At 68.5% G+C, this 17,949-nt stretch carries 19 protein-coding genes; 9 read left to right on the plus strand and 10 right to left on the minus strand.

Annotated features, from left to right (window positions below; genetic code table 11):
- Positions 1 to 87 precede the first annotated feature (87 nt).
- Both AC1DER_RS06315 and ubiH read right to left on the minus strand, forming a co-directional pair.
- Positions 88 to 1,287, minus strand: a complete 1,200-nt coding sequence (locus tag AC1DER_RS06315) for an FAD-dependent oxidoreductase (protein WP_477248036.1) — start codon at positions 1,285 to 1,287, stop codon at positions 88 to 90.
- Positions 1,284 to 2,534: a 2-octaprenyl-6-methoxyphenyl hydroxylase gene (gene ubiH / locus AC1DER_RS06320; protein ID WP_477248034.1), complete on the minus strand. Its 1,251-nt coding sequence runs from the start codon at positions 2,532 to 2,534 to the stop codon at positions 1,284 to 1,286. Before ubiH ends, AC1DER_RS06315 begins: the two co-directional genes overlap by 4 nt.
- Before the next feature lie 98 nt (positions 2,535 to 2,632).
- Here ubiH and AC1DER_RS06325 point away from each other — a divergent pair, with 98 nt between their 5' ends.
- The 9 genes from AC1DER_RS06325 (at position 2,633) to AC1DER_RS06365 (ending at position 12,121) form a co-directional block, all read left to right on the plus strand.
- Positions 2,633 to 3,229: a DUF6580 family putative transport protein gene (locus tag AC1DER_RS06325; protein WP_441817591.1), complete on the plus strand. Its 597-nt coding sequence runs from the start codon at positions 2,633 to 2,635 to the stop codon at positions 3,227 to 3,229.
- A gap of 19 nt (positions 3,230 to 3,248) precedes the next feature.
- Positions 3,249 to 3,803, plus strand: a complete 555-nt coding sequence (locus AC1DER_RS06330) for a cob(I)yrinic acid a,c-diamide adenosyltransferase (RefSeq protein WP_441817592.1) — start codon at positions 3,249 to 3,251, stop codon at positions 3,801 to 3,803.
- A 24-nt stretch (positions 3,804 to 3,827) separates the two neighbouring features.
- Positions 3,828 to 4,748, plus strand: a complete 921-nt coding sequence (locus tag AC1DER_RS06335) for a histone deacetylase family protein (RefSeq protein WP_477248032.1) — start codon at positions 3,828 to 3,830, stop codon at positions 4,746 to 4,748.
- Between the two features lie 145 nt (positions 4,749 to 4,893).
- Positions 4,894 to 7,377: an LPS assembly protein LptD gene (gene lptD / locus AC1DER_RS06340; RefSeq protein WP_477357769.1), complete on the plus strand. Its 2,484-nt coding sequence runs from the start codon at positions 4,894 to 4,896 to the stop codon at positions 7,375 to 7,377.
- On the plus strand, positions 7,374 to 8,768 hold the full coding sequence (locus AC1DER_RS06345) for a peptidylprolyl isomerase (RefSeq protein ID WP_477248028.1): 1,395 nt from the start codon (positions 7,374 to 7,376) through the stop codon (positions 8,766 to 8,768). Before lptD ends, AC1DER_RS06345 begins: the two co-directional genes overlap by 4 nt.
- 10 nt (positions 8,769 to 8,778) lie before the next feature.
- A complete protein-coding gene (gene pdxA / locus AC1DER_RS06350) occupies positions 8,779 to 9,783 on the plus strand; it encodes a 4-hydroxythreonine-4-phosphate dehydrogenase PdxA (protein WP_477248026.1) in 1,005 nt (334 codons plus the stop codon).
- Positions 9,780 to 10,604 carry a 16S rRNA (adenine(1518)-N(6)/adenine(1519)-N(6))-dimethyltransferase RsmA gene (gene rsmA, locus AC1DER_RS06355; RefSeq protein ID WP_477248024.1) on the plus strand — a complete coding sequence of 275 codons (825 nt, stop codon included), beginning with the start codon at positions 9,780 to 9,782 and terminating at the stop codon, positions 10,602 to 10,604. The genes pdxA and rsmA overlap by 4 nt, the downstream gene beginning before the upstream one ends.
- An 88-nt stretch (positions 10,605 to 10,692) precedes the next feature.
- Positions 10,693 to 11,076, plus strand: a complete 384-nt coding sequence (gene apaG / locus AC1DER_RS06360; protein WP_441817598.1) for a Co2+/Mg2+ efflux protein ApaG — start codon at positions 10,693 to 10,695, stop codon at positions 11,074 to 11,076.
- Positions 11,077 to 11,092: 16 nt separating this feature from the next.
- The gene (locus tag AC1DER_RS06365; protein WP_477248022.1) at positions 11,093 to 12,121 is read left to right on the plus strand and encodes a symmetrical bis(5'-nucleosyl)-tetraphosphatase; all 1,029 of its coding nucleotides are present in this window, start codon (positions 11,093 to 11,095) and stop codon (positions 12,119 to 12,121) included.
- On the opposite strand, the gene AC1DER_RS06370 is transcribed toward AC1DER_RS06365, so the two are convergent.
- From AC1DER_RS06370 to AC1DER_RS06405, 8 genes are all read right to left on the minus strand, one after another.
- Positions 12,118 to 12,627 (minus strand): dihydrofolate reductase, encoded by a 510-nt coding sequence (locus AC1DER_RS06370; RefSeq protein WP_477248020.1) that lies wholly within the window; start codon positions 12,625 to 12,627, stop codon positions 12,118 to 12,120. The two genes, AC1DER_RS06365 and AC1DER_RS06370, sit on opposite strands and share 4 nt — an antisense overlap.
- Before the next feature lie 4 nt (positions 12,628 to 12,631).
- A complete protein-coding gene (locus AC1DER_RS06375) occupies positions 12,632 to 13,426 on the minus strand; it encodes a thymidylate synthase (protein WP_441817601.1) in 795 nt (264 codons plus the stop codon).
- 18 nt (positions 13,427 to 13,444) lie between these two features.
- Positions 13,445 to 14,329 (minus strand): prolipoprotein diacylglyceryl transferase, encoded by an 885-nt coding sequence (gene lgt / locus AC1DER_RS06380; RefSeq protein ID WP_441817602.1) that lies wholly within the window; start codon positions 14,327 to 14,329, stop codon positions 13,445 to 13,447.
- Positions 14,330 to 14,410: 81 nt separating this feature from the next.
- Positions 14,411 to 14,899 carry a TPM domain-containing protein gene (locus AC1DER_RS06385; RefSeq protein WP_441817603.1) on the minus strand — a complete coding sequence of 163 codons (489 nt, stop codon included), beginning with the start codon at positions 14,897 to 14,899 and terminating at the stop codon, positions 14,411 to 14,413.
- 2 nt (positions 14,900 to 14,901) lie between these two features.
- Entirely contained in the window at positions 14,902 to 15,789 is an 888-nt protein-coding gene (locus AC1DER_RS06390; protein WP_477248038.1) for a TPM domain-containing protein, read from the minus strand.
- Positions 15,790 to 15,834: 45 nt separating this feature from the next.
- On the minus strand, positions 15,835 to 16,488 hold the full coding sequence (locus AC1DER_RS06395) for a LemA family protein (RefSeq protein ID WP_441817604.1): 654 nt from the start codon (positions 16,486 to 16,488) through the stop codon (positions 15,835 to 15,837).
- A 114-nt stretch (positions 16,489 to 16,602) separates the two neighbouring features.
- Positions 16,603 to 17,340: a TerC family protein gene (locus AC1DER_RS06400; RefSeq protein WP_477248015.1), complete on the minus strand. Its 738-nt coding sequence runs from the start codon at positions 17,338 to 17,340 to the stop codon at positions 16,603 to 16,605.
- A 65-nt stretch (positions 17,341 to 17,405) separates the two neighbouring features.
- A complete protein-coding gene (locus tag AC1DER_RS06405; RefSeq protein ID WP_477248013.1) occupies positions 17,406 to 17,786 on the minus strand; it encodes a diacylglycerol kinase in 381 nt (126 codons plus the stop codon).
- Positions 17,787 to 17,949 lie beyond the last annotated feature (163 nt).

Genomic DNA, 17,949 nt, shown 5'->3' on the forward strand with positions numbered 1-17,949 from the left:
ACACGGGGGTGTGCAGGCCATCCCTTCCCATGGAGCGGGAAGGGATGGAGGCGCAACGGCAACCGCCATCGCCAGAGCGCGCGACCGCTACAGTCCGGCGGCGTGGCGCCAGAAGGCGTGCGTGAGCGGAGGCAAGCGCCCGGCCAGGCCCAGCAGCGGCCCGCGCAGCAATGTCGGCACCAGCGCATCATTGGAGAACAGCCGGTTGATGCCGTCGAAGGCATAGGCCGACACCGCGTTGGCGCTGCGCTGCTGGCGAGCCCACCGCGACAGCGACTGTGCCGCGCCCGGGTCGCTGCCGCGCTGATGCGCCTGCGCCAAGACCGCGCGCAGCGTCGTGACATCGCGCAAGCCGAGATTGACGCCCTGCCCCGCCAGCGGATGCACCGCATGGGCAGCATCGCCAATCAGCACCAGGCGCCCCTTGGCCTGGCTCTGCGCCAGTTGCAGGCGCAGCGGGAATGCAGCGCGCCTGGACACCTCCGTCAGCGCGCCCAGGCGCCCGGCAAACGCCAGCTCCAGCTCGCGCAGGAACTGCGCAGCGTCGACTTCCAGCAGGCGCGCGGCCTCGTCATCGGGCAGGGTCCAGACGATGGAACTGTCGTGGCCATCGCCGGCGAACGGCAGGAACGCAAGCGGACCGGTCGCCAGGAAGCGCTGCCAGCAGGTCGACTGGTGCGGCAGCTCGCTGCGCACGAACGCCACCAGGCCGCGCTGGCCGTAATCCTGCCGTGGTGCTTCGATGCCGGCCAGTGCGCGCAACTTCGACTCGGCGCCGTCTGCGGCCACGACCAGACGCGCCCGCAACGACACGCCGCTGTGCAATTGCACGGTAGCGCCCTGCTCGTCCTGTTCGAACGCGGTAACGGTATCGGGGCAATGCAGGTCAACGCCGGCCGCCGGCAAGGCCGACCACAGACGGTCGACCAGCAGGGCGTGCTCGACGATCCAGCCCAGCTCGCGCCGGCCGAACGCATCGGCGTCGAAGGCGAGTTCGCCGCCGCCGGCCGCATCCCACACCCGCATCGCCCGATACGGCTGCGCGCGTGCCGCCTGCACGTCCGACCATGCGCCGAGGCCGTCGAGCAGCGCGGCGTTGTCCGGCGCGAACGCATACACGCGCAGATCGATCGCATCGGAGCCGGTTGCTTCCGCGCGCCATGGCGGCGGTTCACGCGCTTCGACCAGCGCCACGCGCAGGCCATCGCGGGCAAAGGCCAGGGCCGCGGCCGCACCGACCACGCCGGCGCCAACCACGATCACGTCCACGCCACCGCGCCGGCTCATCGCTGCATCTCCCGGCACAGCGCCGGCACGTCGCCGCGATAGCCCATCGCGCCGCCGACCAGGAACGACTGCGCCGATGGCAGGCGATCCACCGCGAACATGCCCAGGCTGCGCAAGGGTCGCAGCAAGGGCGCATCGTTCGCGCTCAGGCGCGCCAGGCCGTCGGAGAAACCCATCGTGCGTTCGCGGTCCTCGCGCCGGCGCGCGACATGGGCAGCGAGCAATGCGGCCGTGCCGCAATCGGCCGCCGGATCGGCGCGACGCGCCTGCTCGATCAGTTCGGCCAGGGTCAGTGCATCGCGCAGGCCGAGGTTGAAGCCCTGTGCACCGATCGGGTGGATGGTCTGGGCGGCGTTGCCCACCAGCACGGCGCGGTGTGCCGTGGTGCGGCGCGCCAGCACGCGGATCGCCGCGTGCGTGCTGCGCGGGCCGCAGCCGACAAACCGTCCGGCGCGCCAGCCGAATGCATCCTGCGCACGCGCCAGGAAGGCGGCTTCGTCCAGTGCGGCGACTGCGTCGGCGTGCTCGCTGGCGACGGCATGGATCAGGCCGTAGTGACGATCGCCGCGCGGCAACAGCGCGGTCGGGCCTTCGTCGCCCAGGCGCTCGTAGGCGGTGCCGTCGGGCGGCCGCGCCGCGCGGACGCGGGCGACGAACAGGGTCTGCCGGTAGTCGTGTTCCTCGATGCCGATGCCAAGGGCGTCGCGTACGCCGCTGCGGGTGCCGTCGGCGGCCACCAGCAATTGCGCCTGCAGCACGCGCTCGCCGTTTGCCACGCTCACGCGCACCGCACATCCGTCGCCGTCAGCCGGGGCCAGGCCAAGGAAGCGCGCCGGCCGGTACCGCGCCAGCCGCGGCAGTTCCGCCAGCCGCGCCTCCAGCGCCTCGCCGAAATCGCGCGCGATCACCACCCGGCCGAACTCGCTGCGGCCATAGCGCCGCGCCTCCAGCAGGCTGCGGCCGAAGTCGCCGCGGCGGCTGATGTGGATGCGCTCGATCGCGCCACTGGGCGCGCGCAGCTTCTGCAGCACGCCCAGGACCGACAGCGCATTGACGGTGGCTTCGGCGAAGCTGAGGTTGCGCTCGTCGAACACCGCCGGCAGCGCACCAGCCGGGGCGGCTTCGACCAGTCCGACGTCGAGGCCGATCCGCTCCAGCGCGATCGCCAGGCTGGCGCCGACCAGGCCACCGCCGACGATGAGGACATCGTGACGACCGCTGCTGGAAGGGCCGGACAGTCCGGCCATCGACGACGACGAGGGGGCCGGGGATGTGGGGGGCAAAACAGGCATTGCGTTATGCTAGCGGTTCCTGAAGGCCGTTACCTTCCCAAGAATCGACCACGATGAATCGTCCTGCCTCCGAGAAGTCCGCCCTGGACAAAGTCTTCGCCCCCGGCCCGCTGGTGCTCGCCGGCATGATCGTGGTCGCCGCACTCACCCGCCTGCTGCCGCACCCGCCGAACTTCTCGCCGGTCGAGGCCATGGCGCTGTTCGGCGGCGCCTACTTCGCGTCCAGGCGCTGGGCTTTCATTGTGCCGCTGGTTGGCATGTTCGTTTCCGACATCGCCCTGGCGGCGATCAATGGCGGCCTGTACTCGACCTGGTTCGGCAGCGCCGGCATCTGGGTGGTGTATCTGTGCGTGGCCCTGATCACGGCACTGGGCCTGAACCTGCGTGGCCGCGTCAACGGCTCGCGCGTGCTCGGCTATTCGCTGGTCGGCTCGGTGCTGTTCTTCGTCGTCACCAATTTCGCCTCGTGGGCGTTCCAGGTGACCCCGACCTATCCGATGACGGCAGGCGGTCTCGGCGCGGCCTTCGTCGCCGGCATCCCGTTCTTCCAGTGGACCGTGCTGGGCACGCTGTTCTACGCGGCGCTGCTGTTCGGTGGTTTCGCCCTGCTGCGCAGCCGCGTGCCGGCGCTGCGCATGCAGACGGTCTGACCCCCGGACCGCTGGCACAGTGGGCAACCGCCTCAGCAAGATCTACACGCGTACCGGCGACGACGGCACGACCGGCCTGGGCGACGGCAGCCGCGTCGCCAAGGATTCGGCCCGCGTGGCGGCCTACGGCACGGTGGACGAGGCCAACTCCTGCATCGGCCTGGTGCTGGCCACGGACGTCCCCGACGACATCCGCACCCTGTTGACCACGGTCCAGCACCAGATGTTCGACCTCGGCGGCGAGCTGTGCATTCCCGGCCACGCCGCCATCTTCGACAACGACATCGACCGCCTCGAGCAGCAGCTCGATGCCTTCAACGAACCGTTGCCGCCGCTGAAGGATTTCATCCTGCCCGGCGGTGGCGAAGCGGCGGCGCGCTGCCACATCGCGCGCACCGTGGTGCGCCGCGCCGAGCGCGAAACCGTGGCCCTGTCGCGGCTGGAACCGGTGCGTGCCGAAGCGGTGCGTTATCTCAACCGCCTGTCCGACCTGCTGTTCGTGCTGGCGCGCGTGCTGGCGCGCGCCAGTGGCCACGGCGAAGTGCTGTGGAACCACGAGCGCCGCAAGGCCTGAGCACGCAGCGGCGGAGCGGCTGACATGCGCGTCTACAGCCATCCGGCCTGCACCCGTCACGACCCCGGCCCCGGCCACGCCGAGCGGCCCTTGCGCCTGGTCGCGGTGATCGAGGCGCTGCGCGAGAACTTCACCTCACTCGACTGGCACGAGGCACCGCGCGCGAGCCGCGGGCAACTGCTGCGCGTGCACGATGACGCTTTGCTGGCACTGGTGCTGGACACCGTGGTCGACGCGCCGATGGCGCTGGATCCGGACACCGTGCTTGGACCGGGCTCAGCTGAAGCTGCACTGCGAGCCGCCGGCGCCGGCATCGCTGCCGTCGATGCGGTGATGCATGGCGACGCGCGGCGCGTGTTCTGCGCGGTGCGCCCGCCCGGCCATCACGCCACCGCGACGGTGGCGATGGGCTTTTGCCTGTTCAACAACATCGCCGTCGCCGCCGCGCATGCCTGCGAGAAGCACGGGTTGACGCGCGTGGCGGTGGTCGATTTCGACGTGCACCACGGCAACGGCACGCAGGCGATCTTCGATACCGATCCGCGCGTGATGTACCTCAGCTCGCACCAGATGCCGCTGTATCCCGACACCGGCTACGCCAACGAACGCGGCGTGGGCAACATCGTCAACGCGCCGTTGCCGCCGGCGTGCGGCAGCGATGCGTTCCGCCGCGCCTGGCAGGAGCGGCTGCTGCCGGCACTGGAATCGTTCCGCCCGCAGCTGCTGTTCGTCTCGGCCGGATTCGACGGGCACAAGCGCGACCCGCTGGCGCAACTGGAACTGGAAACCGACGACTACACCTGGCTCACGCGGCAGCTGGTGGCCGTGGCCAACCGCCATGGCAACGGCCGGATCGTGTCGATGCTGGAAGGTGGCTACGACCTGTCGGCGTTGCGCGAGTGCAGCATCGCCCACGTCGGGGCACTGCTGGACGCCCAGCCCTGACTCCCCGCCAGGGGGCTGGTGGGACCCACGCCGTCTTGACGCGGAAATGAACAGGCTTGTGAGCATGATGATGCGCGCGTTGCCCGCTTGCGGTGGATACGGCAAGCTAGCGGCCCGTTTCCCCACGCCACGATACGGATCCCGAGTGCGCCAATCCCTACGCCTGCTCCCGTTGTCGCTGTGCATCGCGCTGGCCCTGCCCGCGCACGCCGCCGACGGCGACGAGGAGGATTGGGGCCTGTGTCCGATCGTCGACGCGGTGCCGTCTTTCGACGATGCGCCTGCTCCGGTGGGTGACCTGGCCACGCGCGGGCAGGAACCCACCGACATCGACGGCGGCCAGCTCGAGCGCTCGGCCAACGACCAGGACATCGTCGTCCAGGACAACGTCAAGCTCAATCGCGGCGACCAGTTCCTCGGCACGGACAAGCTCAGCTACAACGCCGAGACAGGCAAGTACAGCGCGATCGGCAACGTCCGCTACCAGGACTCGGGCATGCGCGTCACCGCGGCCCGTGCCGAAGGCGACCAGAACGCCGACAAGCACCGCATCGAGGACGTGCAGTACCAGCTGACCCAGCGCCGCGGCAACGGCGGCGCCGAGCGCATCGATCTCGATGGCGCCAAGGGCAGCATGGTCGAATCGACCTATTCGACCTGCCCCCCCGGCGAGCGCGCCTGGGAACTGCGCGCCCACCGCATCGACATCGACACCGCCGAAGGCATGGGCGTGGCGCGCAACGCCACCATCCGCATCGGCAAGGTGCCGGTGATGTACGTGCCGTGGTTCATGTTCCCGGTCGACGAGCGCCGCCGCACCGGCCTGCTCTATCCGCAGATCTCGCTGTCGGGTCGCAACGGTTTCGACTGGAAACAGCCGATCTACCTCAACCTCGCGCCCAACTACGACGCAACACTCTATCCGCGCTACATGAGCGATCGCGGCAGCCTGCTCGGCGCCGAGTTCCGCTGGCTGTACCCCAAGGGCAAGGGCGAGGTCTACGGCAACTGGATGCCGAAGGACGATCTGCCGGGCAACGAACCGGACCGCTACCTCAACGATCTCAACGGCAATCACATCCCCGGCGCGACCCTGCCCGAGGACAATCGCGGCCAGTTCGCGATGACGGCCACGCACAATCTCAACGGCAACTGGTACGCCAACACCAACCTCGGCTGGGTCAGCGACACCCACTACTTCGAGGACTTCAGCAGCAGCCTGTACGGCATCTCGAACTACTCGATCCGCAGCGACGCCGGCCTGTACGGTCGCGGCCAGCACTGGGAGGCCAGCCTGATGGCCGACCACTACCAGCTGGCCGACTACACCCTGACCGATTCCAGCCTGGCCTTCGACCGGCTGCCGCGCGCCTACGGCCACTGGGGCCAGCCGTTCTTCGGCAGCTGGCTGCAGGCCGGCGTGGACGCCGAGGCCGTGCGCTTCCAGCACACCGAGTTCCTCGGCGGCTCGCGCATCGACGTGAAGCCCTACATCGCCGTGCCGCTGGAAGGCGCCAGCTGGTTCATCCGGCCCAAACTGGCCTGGCGCTACACCGCCTACCAGAACGACGGCAGCGCGATTGAGCGCGCCAACGAATTCATCGCGCGCTATGGCAGCACGCTCACGCCAGAGGAGCTGGCCCAGCAGTTCCGCGACAACTCGCAATCGCGCAGCCTGCCGATCACCTCGGTCGACGCCGGCCTGTACTTCGACCGCAACACCACCGTCCGCGGCGACGCCTTCCTCAACACCCTGGAACCGCGGATCTACTACCTGAACGTGCCCAACCGCGACCAGGACGGCCTGCCGATCTACGACACCGGCGCGACCACCTTCAGCTGGGGCCAGCTGTTCCGCGACAACCGTTACACCGGCGCCGACCGTCAGGCCGACGCCAACCAGCTGACCGCCGCCCTGACCACGCGCCTGATCAGCGAGGACGACGGCAAGGAGCGCCTGGCCGCCAGCATCGGCCAGATCTTCTACTTCGACGACAGCCTGGTCACCCTGCCCAACGAGACGCCGATCGAGCAGGGCAAGTCGGCCTGGATCGCCGACGCCAGCGTCAGCCCGAGCGACCGCTGGACGCTTTCGGGCACCTACATGTGGAACCCCAAGTACCGCGCCGAGGACATGACCAGCTTCCGGGCGCGGTACATCTTCGACAACAACGGCGTGGTCAACCTCGGTTACCGCTACCGCCGCAACGCCAGCTTCCGCCCGGGCATCGACCCGCCGGAAAACCAGGACCTGCTGGAACAGGCCGACTTCTCGTTCCTGTACCCGATCAACCGCACCTGGAGCGTGGTCGGTCGCTACTACTACTCCATCCTCGACAAGAAGGAACTGGAGACGATCGCCGGTGTCCAATGGGAAAGCTGCTGCCTGGCCGCCCGCCTGGTGGCCCGCCGCTACCTCCGCAATCGCGATGGCGAACTGGATACCCGCATCATGTTCGAGTTTGAACTCAAGGGCCTGGGCTCGGCCGGGCAGAACGTAGAGCGCTCCCTGCGCCGTGGTATCCTCGGGTACAACCGCGATGACCTCTATCTCGTGCCGCCCAGCTCCGCGGAGCGCCTGAACAACGGCGGCGGCCAAGTCGAACCCACTCCCGACCCGACCCTATGAAGAAACTATTCGCGTCCGCCCTTGCCGTCGCGGTGCTCTCCGGCACCCTGCCGCTGGCGACCGCACTGGCCCAGTCCTCGCAGCTGCCCGACTCGCAGCCGTCCAGCTCGGTCCAGCCCATCGATGGCATCGCTGCGGTGGTCGACGAGGACGTGGTCCTCAAGACCGAGCTCGACCGCGCCGTCAACAACATCCTCGGCCAGTACGCCGGCCGCGAGAACCAGCTGCCGCCGCGCGACGTGCTTGAGCGCCAGGTGCTCGAGCGCCTGGTCCTGGTCAAGCTGCAGGTCGCCCGCGCCCAGAGCACCGGCGTGCGCGTCACCGACCAGGAAGTCGACCAGGCCATCGCCGGCATCGCCCAGCAGAACCGGGTCAGCCCGGAGCAGCTGCGCCAGCAGCTGGCGCGCGAAGGCACCAACTACAACGATTTCCGCAGCTCGATCCGCGATGAACTGCTGATCCAGCGCCTGCGCCAGCGCTTCGCGCAGAGCCGGGTGACGGTCAGCGACGCCGAGATCGACTCCGCCATGGCCGCACAGGCCAACAGCGGCAGCCAGTTCCACCTCGCCCACATCCTGGTGCAGTTGCCGGAAGGCGCCACCGCCGAGCAGATCGCCGTCGCGCAGAAGAAGATCGAGGGCGTAAAGGCCCTGATCGACAAGGGCGAGATGGACTTCGCAGCGGCAGCGGTGCGCTATTCCGACAGCCCCAACGCGCTGGAAGGCGGCGACCTGGGCTGGCGCAGTGTCGACGAGATTCCGCAGGCGTTCGCCACGCTGATGCGCAACATGAACGTCGGCGACGTCACCGCGCCGATCCGCGGCCCCAGCGGTTTCCAGCTGGTCAAGCTGGTCGAGACCCGTGACGCCTCGCAGGCGGCGCCGGCCATGGTCACCCAGTACCAGGCGCGCCACATCCTGGTCCGCGTCGACGACACCACCGACGACGCCAAGGCCAAGGCCAAGGCGACCACGCTGCAGGCCCGCCTGGCCGGTGGCGCCGATTTCGCGGTGCTGGCGCAGGAAAACTCCGACGACGCCAGCTCCAAGGGCAAGGGCGGCGACCTGGGCTGGTTCACCCGCGACGAATTCGGTCCTGACTTTGGCGCCGCCATCGCCGCGCTGCAGCCGGGCCAGGTGTCCGCACCGATCCGCACCCAGGCCGGCTGGCACGTGGTCAAGCTCGAAGGCACCCGCCAGTCCGACGTCGGCGACCGCAACCGCCGCGCCCAGGTCCAGGAGACCATCGGCCGCCGCAAGCTCGAGGACGAGTGGAACCGCTTCCTGCGCGAGCTGCGTGGCGAAGCCTTCGTCGACGTCCGCGTCGGCAAGGCCGCCGAGCCGGCCGCAGCGCCCGCCACGCCTGCCACGCCCGCCACCAGCGGCGGCTGAGCACGCCTGGATGAACCCTGTTCGGCTCGCGCTGGTGCCGGGCGAGCCGGCGGGTGTGGGGCCCGAACTGTGCGTGCGCCTGGCCCAGCGCCCACGCGATTACTCCCTGACCGCCTTCGCCGACGCGCGCAGCCTGCAGGCCGCCGCGACGGCCCTTGGCCTGCCGCTGCGCCTGCTTGCGCCTGACCAGCCGGCGTTCGAGGCCGGGACGCTGGCCCTGGTCGACATCCCCAATGCCACCGTGCCGGCTTTCGGCAGCCCCGAGCCGGGCAACGCCCGGGCGGTGATCGACGCCCTGCTGCAGGCCGCCGCAGGCTGCCTGGACGGCCGCTTCGAGGGCGTTGTCACCGGCCCGGTGCACAAGGCGGTGATCAATGAAGGCGGCATCGCCTACAGCGGCACCACCGAGCTGCTCGCCGGCCACGCCGGCCGCGAGGTGGTGATGATGCTCGCCAACGACATCGTCCGCGTGGCCCTGGTCACGACCCACCTGCCGCTGCGCGCGGTCGCCGACGCCATCGACGCACCGTCGCTGGCGCGGACGCTGCTGACCACCCACGCGGCGCTGCGCGACGACTTCGGCATCGCCGAGCCGGTGATCGCGGTGCTGGGCCTCAACCCGCATGCCGGCGAAGGCGGCCACCTCGGCCGCGAGGAGCTGGACGTCATCGAGCCGGCGCTGGCCGCCCTGCGCGATCAAGGACTGCGTCTGGTCGGGCCGCTTCCGGCCGACACCGCCTTCCTGCCCGGCAAACTCAAGGGCTTCGACGCAGTGGTGGCCATGTACCACGACCAGGGCCTGCCGGTGCTGAAATACAGCGGTTTTGAGCAGGCGGTGAACCTGACCCTGGGCCTGCCCTACCCGCGCGTCGCGGTCGACCATGGCACCGCCCTGGAGCTGGCCGGCCAGGGCGTGGCCGACCCGTCGAGCCTGTTCGCAGCCGCCGACACCTGCGCCCGCATCGCCCGCATCCGGCGGGGCACGAGCCACTTTGCTACGAGCATGCCCGCATGAGCACGCGCAACTTCACCGAGCCGGCAAAGAAACACCTTGGCCAGCACTTCCTGCATGACCGCAGGATCATCGACATGATCGTGCAGGCCGTCGATCCCAAGCCTGGCGACCGTCTCGTCGAGATCGGCCCGGGCCAGGGTGCGATCACCTTTCCGCTGCTCGATCGCCATGGCGAACTGACCGTCATCGAGTTCGATCGCGACCTGATCTTCCCGCTGACCGAGGCCGCGCGTGCGCACGGCACGCTGGAAGTGATCCATCGCGACGTGCTGTCGGTCGACTTCAGCGTCATCGCGCGCAACAGCGCCTCCGGCGAAGGCCACGCCGGTGACGGCAAGATCCGCCTGGTCGGCAACCTGCCCTACAACCTGTCCTCGCCGATCCTGTTCCACGCACTCGAACATGCCGCGGCGATCAGCGACATGGTCTTCATGCTGCAAAAGGAAGTCGTCGATCGCATGGCTGCCGGCCCTGGCAGCAAGGTCTACGGGCGCCTGGGCGTGATGCTGCAGGCCTACTGCCAGGTCACCGCGCTGTTCGACGTCCCGCCGGGCGCGTTCAAGCCGCCGCCGAAGGTCGATTCGGCGGTGGTGCGACTGGTGCCTCGCGCACCGGAAACGATCGGCATAGCCGATCCGGCGATGTTCTCTGCCGTCGTGCGCGATGCGTTCGGGCAACGCCGCAAGACGCTGCGCAATGCCCTGTCCAAGCTCTGCGATGCGGCCGCGATCGAGGCCGCCGGCGTGCGCCCGGACGCGCGTGCCGAGCAGATCGAAGTGGCGGATTTCGTCCGCCTGGCCAATTCCCTGAAGCGGGAATGACGCGCGGGAACAGCGAATAGAGGTCGATTCCCACTGTTTGCATACACAACGTTGACCAATTTTCGACCGGTCGCCCTACACTGTCGGCATGGAACGCAGTATTGACTACGCCGTCGACGTCTCCGTCGCCACCCGTTACCTCGACGACCAGTCCGAGCCTGGGCAGGACCGCTACGTCTTTGCCTATACCATCAGCATCCACAACCGCGGCCGCGTGCCGGCACGCCTGCTCAGCCGCCGCTGGTTGATCACCGACAGCAACGGCAAGATCCAGGAAGTAGAGGGCGAAGGCGTGGTCGGCGAGCAGCCGTACCTGCGTCCCGGCGAAGACTTCGAATACACCTCCGGCGCCGTGCTGGAAACCAGCCACGGCATGATGGAAGGCAGCTATCACATGCTCGCCGACGATGGCACGCAGTTCGATGCGCCGATTCCGGCGTTCAGTCTGTCCGTGCCGCGAACCTTGCACTGACCGGGCCCCTGAACACATGACCACCTGGGCCATCGGCGATCTCCAAGGCTGTTACGACGCGACCCAGCGCCTGCTGGAACGGATTGCCTTCGACCCGGCGCGCGACCAGCTGTGGTTCTGCGGCGACCTGGTCAACCGCGGCGGCCAGTCGCTGGAAACGCTGCGGCTGGTGCACTCGCTGCGCGCCAACAGCGTGGTCGTCCTGGGCAACCACGACCTGTCGCTGCTGGCCATTGGCGAGCGGCGCGAGGACGAGCAGCGCAAGGTCAACCAGGACCTGCAGCGCATCGTCCTGGCCGAAGACCGCGACGAACTGCTGACCTGGCTGCGCATGCAGAAGCTGGCCCACGTCGATCGCAAGCTGGGCTGGATGATGGTCCATGCCGCGCTGGCGCCGCAGTGGTCGACCCAGATGGCCGAGCGCTTCGCGCGCGAGATCGAGGAGCGCCTGCACAGCGACCAGTTCCGCCGGCTGCTCAAGAACATGTACGGCGACAAGCCGGCCTGGCACCCCAAGCTGGCCGGCCTGGAACGCCAGCGCGCGATCATCAACATCTTCACGCGCCTGCGTTACTGCACGCCGCGCGGCCGCATCTCGTTCGAGGACAAGGGCAGCCCCGGCACCCAGCCGGCTGGCCTGTACCCCTGGTACGAAGTGCCCGGCCGCGTCGAACGCGACCTCAAGATCGTCTGCGGCCACTGGTCCACCTTGGGACTGTTCATCGGCCACGGCGTCCATGCCATCGATTCGGGCGCGGTGTGGGGCGGCAAGCTCACTGCACTGCAGCTGGATACCGATGAACTGCGGATCGTCCAGGTCGCCGGGCGCGACGTGCCGGCCACGCCGCCGCGTCCGCGGCCGCCGTACCACGCCGACGACCGCAACCGTCAGCGCCAGCAGCGGCAGCCGCAGGGCGGACAGCCGCGCCAGGGTCAGGCGCGAGGCCAGGGCGGCCAAGGTGGCCAGGGTGGCCAGGGGCAAGGCCGGCAGCGCCAGAACGAAACCGCAGCCGCACCGCCGCCAGTGGAAACCGACCAGGACTAGGCGCGCAGGTAGTCGACGAATTCGAACGCAAAGGCGTGCTTCGCGTCAGCCTCGTGCCGTTCGCGGCCTACAGCGCGCCAATGCCCCGCATCAAAGATCGGGAAGAATGCGTCGGCGCCATCGACCACCGTGTCGACATGGGTCAGATGCAATTGCGTGGCCATCGGCAGGCACTGCGCATAGACCTCGCCGCCGCCGATCACGCACAGCGAAGTCGCGCCGGCTGCTGCCGCAACGCGCATGGCATCGTCCAGCGACGCAACCGCCTGCATGCCGTCGAACGGCACCTGTCCCGAGCGTGTCAGCACCAGGTTGAGCCGGCCGGGCAGCGCGCGCCCGAGCGACTGCGCGGTCTTGCGCCCCATCAGCACCGGCTTGCCCAGCGTCAGCGCCTTGAAACGCTTGAGGTCGTCGGGCAGGCGCCAAGGCAGGTCGTTGTCACGACCGATGGCACGGTTGCGGTCAAGCGCCGCAATGAGGACCAGTTCGAGCTGTACCGGCTGCATCGGGTCAGACCGCGACCGGCGCCTTGATCGCCGGCAGCGGGTCGTAGTGCTCGATGGCGATGTCGTCGTACGTGAAGCCGAAGATGTCTCGCACGTCCGGATTGAGCCGCAGCGTCGGCAACGCGCGCGGTGTGCGCGACAACTGTTCGCGCGCCTGCTCGAAGTGGTTCGAGTACAGGTGCGCATCGCCAAGCGTATGCACGAAATCGCCCACGCCCAGGCCGCAGACCTGGGCGACCATGTGCGTCAGCAGCGCATAGCTGGCGATGTTGAACGGCACGCCGAGGAAGATGTCGCCGCTGCGCTGGTACAGCTGGCAGCTGAGCTTTCCGTTGGCGACGTAGAACTGGAACATCGTGTGGCACGGCATCAACGCCATGCGCGGCAGGTCGGCGACATTCCACGCCGACACGATCAGCCGGCGCGAATCGGGATTGCGTTTGATCTCATCGACCACCCAGCGGATCTGGTCGATCTCGATGCCGTCCGCGCCGGCCCAGCGCCGCCACTGCTTGCCATAGACCGGGCCGAGCTCGCCATCGGCGTCGGCCCACTCGTCCCAGATGCTGACCTTGTTGTCCTTGAGGTAGGCGGTGTTGGTTTCGCCCTGCAGGAACCACAGCAGCTCGTGCACGATCGAGCGCAGGTGCAGCTTCTTGGTGGTGACCAGCGGGAAGCCTTCGGCGAGGTCGAAGCGCATCTGCCAGCCGAACACGCTGCGCGTGCCGGTACCGGTGCGGTCGGCTTTGTCGCTGCCGCTTTCCAGGACGTGACGCAGCAGGTCGAGGTATTGCTTCATTGCATCAACTCCCGTGGCTCAGCCCGCGCTCGGCGGAACGGCCAGCGGCTGCGGCTGCAACGTCGGCTGACGCCGCGACCACCACAGCCAGAACAGACCCAGCGCGATCAGCGGCAGGCTCAGCACCTGCCCCATCGTCAGCCAGCCGAAGGCGAGGTAGCCGATCTGCTGGTCGGGCACGCGCACGAATTCGACGAGGAAGCGGAAGCAGCCGTACAGCAGCGCGAACAGTCCCGACACCGCATAGCGCGGGCGCGGCTTGCTGGAGAACCACCACAACGCCAGGAACATCACCAGGCCTTCGAGCAGCGCCTGGTAGAGCTGCGAGGGGTGGCGCGCGTAACGATCCAGCGCGCCGCTGGCGAACTGGCTGTAGATCTGCTCCTGGCTCCAGCCGTCGAACTCCGGCGCGCGCGGGAACACCACGCCCCAGCCGGCTTCGGTGAACTTGCCCCACAACTCGCCGCCGATGTAGTTGCCCAGGCGCCCGAAGCCCAGGCCCGGCGGAACCAGCGGCGCGATGAAGTCGACCGTGTCGAACAGGTGCAGACGATGCCGGCGCGACCACCACCAGGCCGCCACGACCACGCCGATCAGGCCACCGTGGAAGCTCATGCCGCCTTCCCAGATGCGCAGCAGCATCAACGGATCCTGCAGCAATGCCGGGAACGAATAGAAGAAGACGTAGCCCAGTCGCCCGCCCAGGACGACACCGAGCATCCCGTAGAACAGCAGGTCGCCGTAGGCCTGTTCGTTGACGCCGGGGAGGCGACCGGCGCGGACACGGCGGCGGCCGAGCCACCAGGCAACGCCGAAGCCCAGCAGGTACATGATTCCGTACCAGTGCACCTGGAGCGGGCCGAGATGGAATGCGATCGGATCGATCTGGTGCAGGACGGTCATGCGGCGGTTCGGCTCCGGACGGCGTGGTGGCTATTGTGCCCTCTCCCCGCCCGCCTTGGGCGGGCAGGCTGACCGCAACGGCTAGAGGATGTACGGCAGATCGGGCAGCTCGTTGCTGTCGTGCACGCCTTCGCCGCGCGGGAAATGCTCGACCAGCAGCGCCGACAGCGCGTCGATGCCGGCCAGCACGCCGGCCTCGGCCTCGCCGCTGCGCATCCGCTCCTCGATCAGCTGGCACACGCCGCGCCACTGCTCGGCGCTGACGCGGCCCTCGAAGCCGCGATCGGCAACGATCTCGATGCGATGGTCGGCGAGCAGCAGGTACAGCAGCACGCCGTTGTTGGCCTGCGTGTCCCATACCCGCAGGCGGGCGAAAACCTCGCTGGCCTGCTCGCGCGCCTCCACGCCGGACAACACCTGGCGCGGATGCAGGCTCGGGTCGACCGCGAAGCAGATTTCGCCGGTGTGGTGCAGCTCGCTGGCGGCGATCGCCTCGGCGATGCGCTGCAGGCTCGCGGCCGGAAACAGGCGCTTGGCCGAAGGCGGAAAAAGGTGCTTGAACAGCCGCATGGTCACCAGCTCCCGGAGGCGCCACCGCCTCCGCTCATGCCGCCGCCACCGCCCCAGCCGCCACCGCCGCCGAAGCCCCCACCGCCACCGAAGCCACCGCCACCCCAGCCGCCGAATCCGCCGTGGCCGCGATCGCGCGCGAAGCGTCCCGACGGCACGCTGGCCAGCCCCATGAAGAAGCCGATGGCGGCGCCGATGCCGCCGACCACCATCATCGAGGAGATCAACCAGGCGATGCCGCCGGCAGCGCCGGCGCCGATCACACCGCGCAGCAGCGACGGCGCGCGGCCGACGATGCCGCGCGCGATCTGGGCGACGATGAAGGCGACGAACAACGCGAACAACCAGCCGCTGCCACCGTTGCCGCGCGCCGGAGCGTGATCGGCCATCGGCGCCGGCAGCGGCTCGCCGTCGATCAGTTTGACCAGCGCGCCGCTGGCGTCGGCGATGCCACCGGCGTAATCGCCGGCGCGAAACTTGGGCACCAGGTATTCCTGGATCACCCGCGAGGAGGTGGCATCGGGAATCGCACCCTCCAGGCCGTACCCCACTTCGATCTTGACCCGGCGGTCGTCCTTGGCGACCACCAGCAGGATGCCGTCATTGACGCCCTTGCGCCCGACCTTCCACTCGTCGAACACGCGCACCGCGTACTGGGCGATGTCCTCGGGGGCCGTGGTCGGCACCATCAGCACCTGCAGTTGGCTGCCCTTGCGTTGCTGCAACGCCAACGCCTGCGCCTCGAGCTGCTGGCGGGTGGTCGCGTCGATCGTGCCGGTGGTGTCGACCACCGGCGAGGTCATCGCCGGGATGGGCGCCAGCTGCTGCGCCTGCAACGAGGCGCAGGCGAGCAGCAACCCGGCCGCGACCAGGGCGACCTGAAACCACAACCGCCGCGCGTTCACGGCAATGCTCCGCTACGGCTCACGCCCGGCTCAGCCGTTGGCCGGTGCCGGCTGCTGTTGCGGCGCCGGCTGCTGCGGCTGGGGTTGCTGAGGCTGCGCCGGCTGGCCGAAGTCGACCTTCGGCGCTTCCTGGATCTGCGCCTCGTTCTCGACCGTGAAATTCGGCTTGGGCTTGTAGCCGAACATCATCGCGGTGAGGTTGGTCGGGAACTGGCGGATGTAGGTGTTGTAGTCCTGCACCGTGCCGATGTAACGCTGGCGCTCGACAGTGATGCGGTTCTCGGTGCCTTCCAGCTGCGCCTGCAACTGCAGGAAGTTCTGGTCGGCCTTGAGCTGCGGATAGTTCTCGGTGACCACCAGCAGGCGGCCGATCGCGCTCTGCAACTCGCCCTGCGCCTGCTGGAACTGCGCCAGCGAGGCCGGATCGTTGGCGTTGACGTTGATGCTGCCGACCTTCGAACGCGCCTCGGTGACCTGGGTCAGCACCTGCTGCTCGTGGGTGGCGTAACCGCGGACTGTCGCGACCAGGTTCGGCACCAGATCGGCACGGCGCTTGTAGACGTTGAGCACCTGCGACCAGGCTGCCTTCACCGCTTCGTCTTTCGACTGGATGGTGTTGTAGCCGCAGCCGCTGAGCGCGACGGCCATGAGGACCAAAACGAGCGCTTGAACAAAGCGGGTCATGACGCGCGACTCCTTCCGTGACGATGGCAGGCATTGCAGCATCTACCGCGGCGGCATGCAAACCGACCGCGGGATAACGAATGCATAACGGCCCCCGCTCGGCCCCCTCGGCCCCTACTCGGGCTGCAGGCGACGCTGAGCGCGCCGCTTCGCCCACAGGTTCAGGCACTCCACCAGCGCCGAAAAGCCCATCGCACCGTAGATGTAGCCCTTCGGGATGTGCAGCTCGAAACCGTCGGCGATCAGGTACACACCGACCAGCACGATGAAGGCCAGCGCCAGCATCTTGATCGTCGGATTGTGGTCGATGAAATTGCCCAGCGGCCGGGATGCCAGCAGCATCACGCCCACCGCAATCAGGATCGCCGCGACCATGACCGGGGTGTGGCTGGCCATGCCGACCGCGGCGATGACCGAGTCCAGCGAAAACACGATGTCGATCACCGCGATCTGCGCGATGACGCCCATGAACGACGCGACCGGCTTGGTGTGGATGTCCTCGGCCTCGTCCTCGCCGACCACCAGGTCCCGGATCTCCATCGAGCCCTTCACCAGCAGGAAGGCGCCGCCCAGGATCAGCACCAGATCGCGCACCGAAATGCCCTGGCCGAAGATCGAGAACAGGTCCGACGTCAGACCCGCCAGCCACGCCAGCGTCAGCAGCAAGCCGATACGGGTGAGGCAGGCCACGGCGATACCGAATTTGCGGGCCTTCTCGCGCTGCGTGTACGGCAGCTTGCTGACCGCGATCGAAATGAAGACGAGGTTGTCGATACCGAGCACGATCTCGATGGCGCTCAAGGTAAAGAGGGTGATCCACACCTGCGGATCGGTCAGCAGCTCAACAATCACTTGCGGTTTCCTGCACTTTGGCTTTTGGGGTTCTTATCTATGGATGCGAGCGGCGAACGCAGGGTTCACCACAGGCGGGGCACGACGATCGCGCCCCAGGTCAGCACAACGTTCATCATCAGCACGAACACCGCCGCCGAACCCATGTCCTTGGCCCGGCCGGCCAGTTCGTGGAACTCGGGACCGTAACGCTCGATCACCGCCTCCACCGCCGAATTGAGCAACTCGATGCTCAGCACCAGCAGCATCGACCCGACCAGCAGCACGCGCTCCACCGCGGTCTGCCCCAGCCACCAGCCCAGCGGCGCCAGGACCACGAACAGGTACACCTCGAGCCGGAACGAAGACTCGTGCAGCCATGCCGCACGCAGGCCCTGCATCGACCACTTCGCAGCCTTGAGAACGCGCGCGGGACCGCGCGGCATGTGACCGAATTCGTCAGCCACGCTGACGGCACTCCGGCGGCTCGCACAAGTGCTGGGACTGCTCGAAGATCGGCATGGACGGGTGTCTGGGATAGGTGTGAAGGCGCGACCGGCGGTCGCGGCAGGGGGCCGATTTTGCCACAAGCCCCGAGCGCCTGCCCCGGCCTTTCTGAACGGCAGCCCG

It is taken from the genome of Lysobacter sp. 05T417 (assembly GCF_056396405.1).

Excerpts from the sequence above, each read along its gene's own strand:
- AC1DER_RS06315 (WP_477248036.1), bottom strand. The coding sequence starts at position 1,287 with ATGAGCCGGCGCGGTGGCGTGGACGTGATCGTGGTTGGCGCCGGCGTG.
- ubiH (WP_477248034.1), bottom strand. The coding sequence starts at position 2,534 with ATGGCCGGACTGTCCGGCCCTTCCAGCAGCGGTCGTCACGATGTCCTC.
- AC1DER_RS06325 (WP_441817591.1), top strand. The coding sequence starts at position 2,633 with ATGAATCGTCCTGCCTCCGAGAAGTCCGCCCTGGACAAAGTCTTCGCC.
- AC1DER_RS06335 (WP_477248032.1), top strand. The coding sequence starts at position 3,828 with ATGCGCGTCTACAGCCATCCGGCCTGCACCCGTCACGACCCCGGCCCC.
- AC1DER_RS06345 (WP_477248028.1), top strand. The coding sequence starts at position 7,374 with ATGAAGAAACTATTCGCGTCCGCCCTTGCCGTCGCGGTGCTCTCCGGC.
- pdxA (WP_477248026.1), top strand. The coding sequence starts at position 8,779 with ATGAACCCTGTTCGGCTCGCGCTGGTGCCGGGCGAGCCGGCGGGTGTG.
- rsmA (WP_477248024.1), top strand. The coding sequence starts at position 9,780 with ATGAGCACGCGCAACTTCACCGAGCCGGCAAAGAAACACCTTGGCCAG.
- apaG (WP_441817598.1), top strand. The coding sequence starts at position 10,693 with ATGGAACGCAGTATTGACTACGCCGTCGACGTCTCCGTCGCCACCCGT.
- AC1DER_RS06365 (WP_477248022.1), top strand. The coding sequence starts at position 11,093 with ATGACCACCTGGGCCATCGGCGATCTCCAAGGCTGTTACGACGCGACC.
- AC1DER_RS06370 (WP_477248020.1), bottom strand. The coding sequence starts at position 12,627 with ATGCAGCCGGTACAGCTCGAACTGGTCCTCATTGCGGCGCTTGACCGC.
- AC1DER_RS06375 (WP_441817601.1), bottom strand. The coding sequence starts at position 13,426 with ATGAAGCAATACCTCGACCTGCTGCGTCACGTCCTGGAAAGCGGCAGC.
- lgt (WP_441817602.1), bottom strand. The coding sequence starts at position 14,329 with ATGACCGTCCTGCACCAGATCGATCCGATCGCATTCCATCTCGGCCCG.
- AC1DER_RS06385 (WP_441817603.1), bottom strand. The coding sequence starts at position 14,899 with ATGCGGCTGTTCAAGCACCTTTTTCCGCCTTCGGCCAAGCGCCTGTTT.
- AC1DER_RS06395 (WP_441817604.1), bottom strand. The coding sequence starts at position 16,488 with ATGACCCGCTTTGTTCAAGCGCTCGTTTTGGTCCTCATGGCCGTCGCG.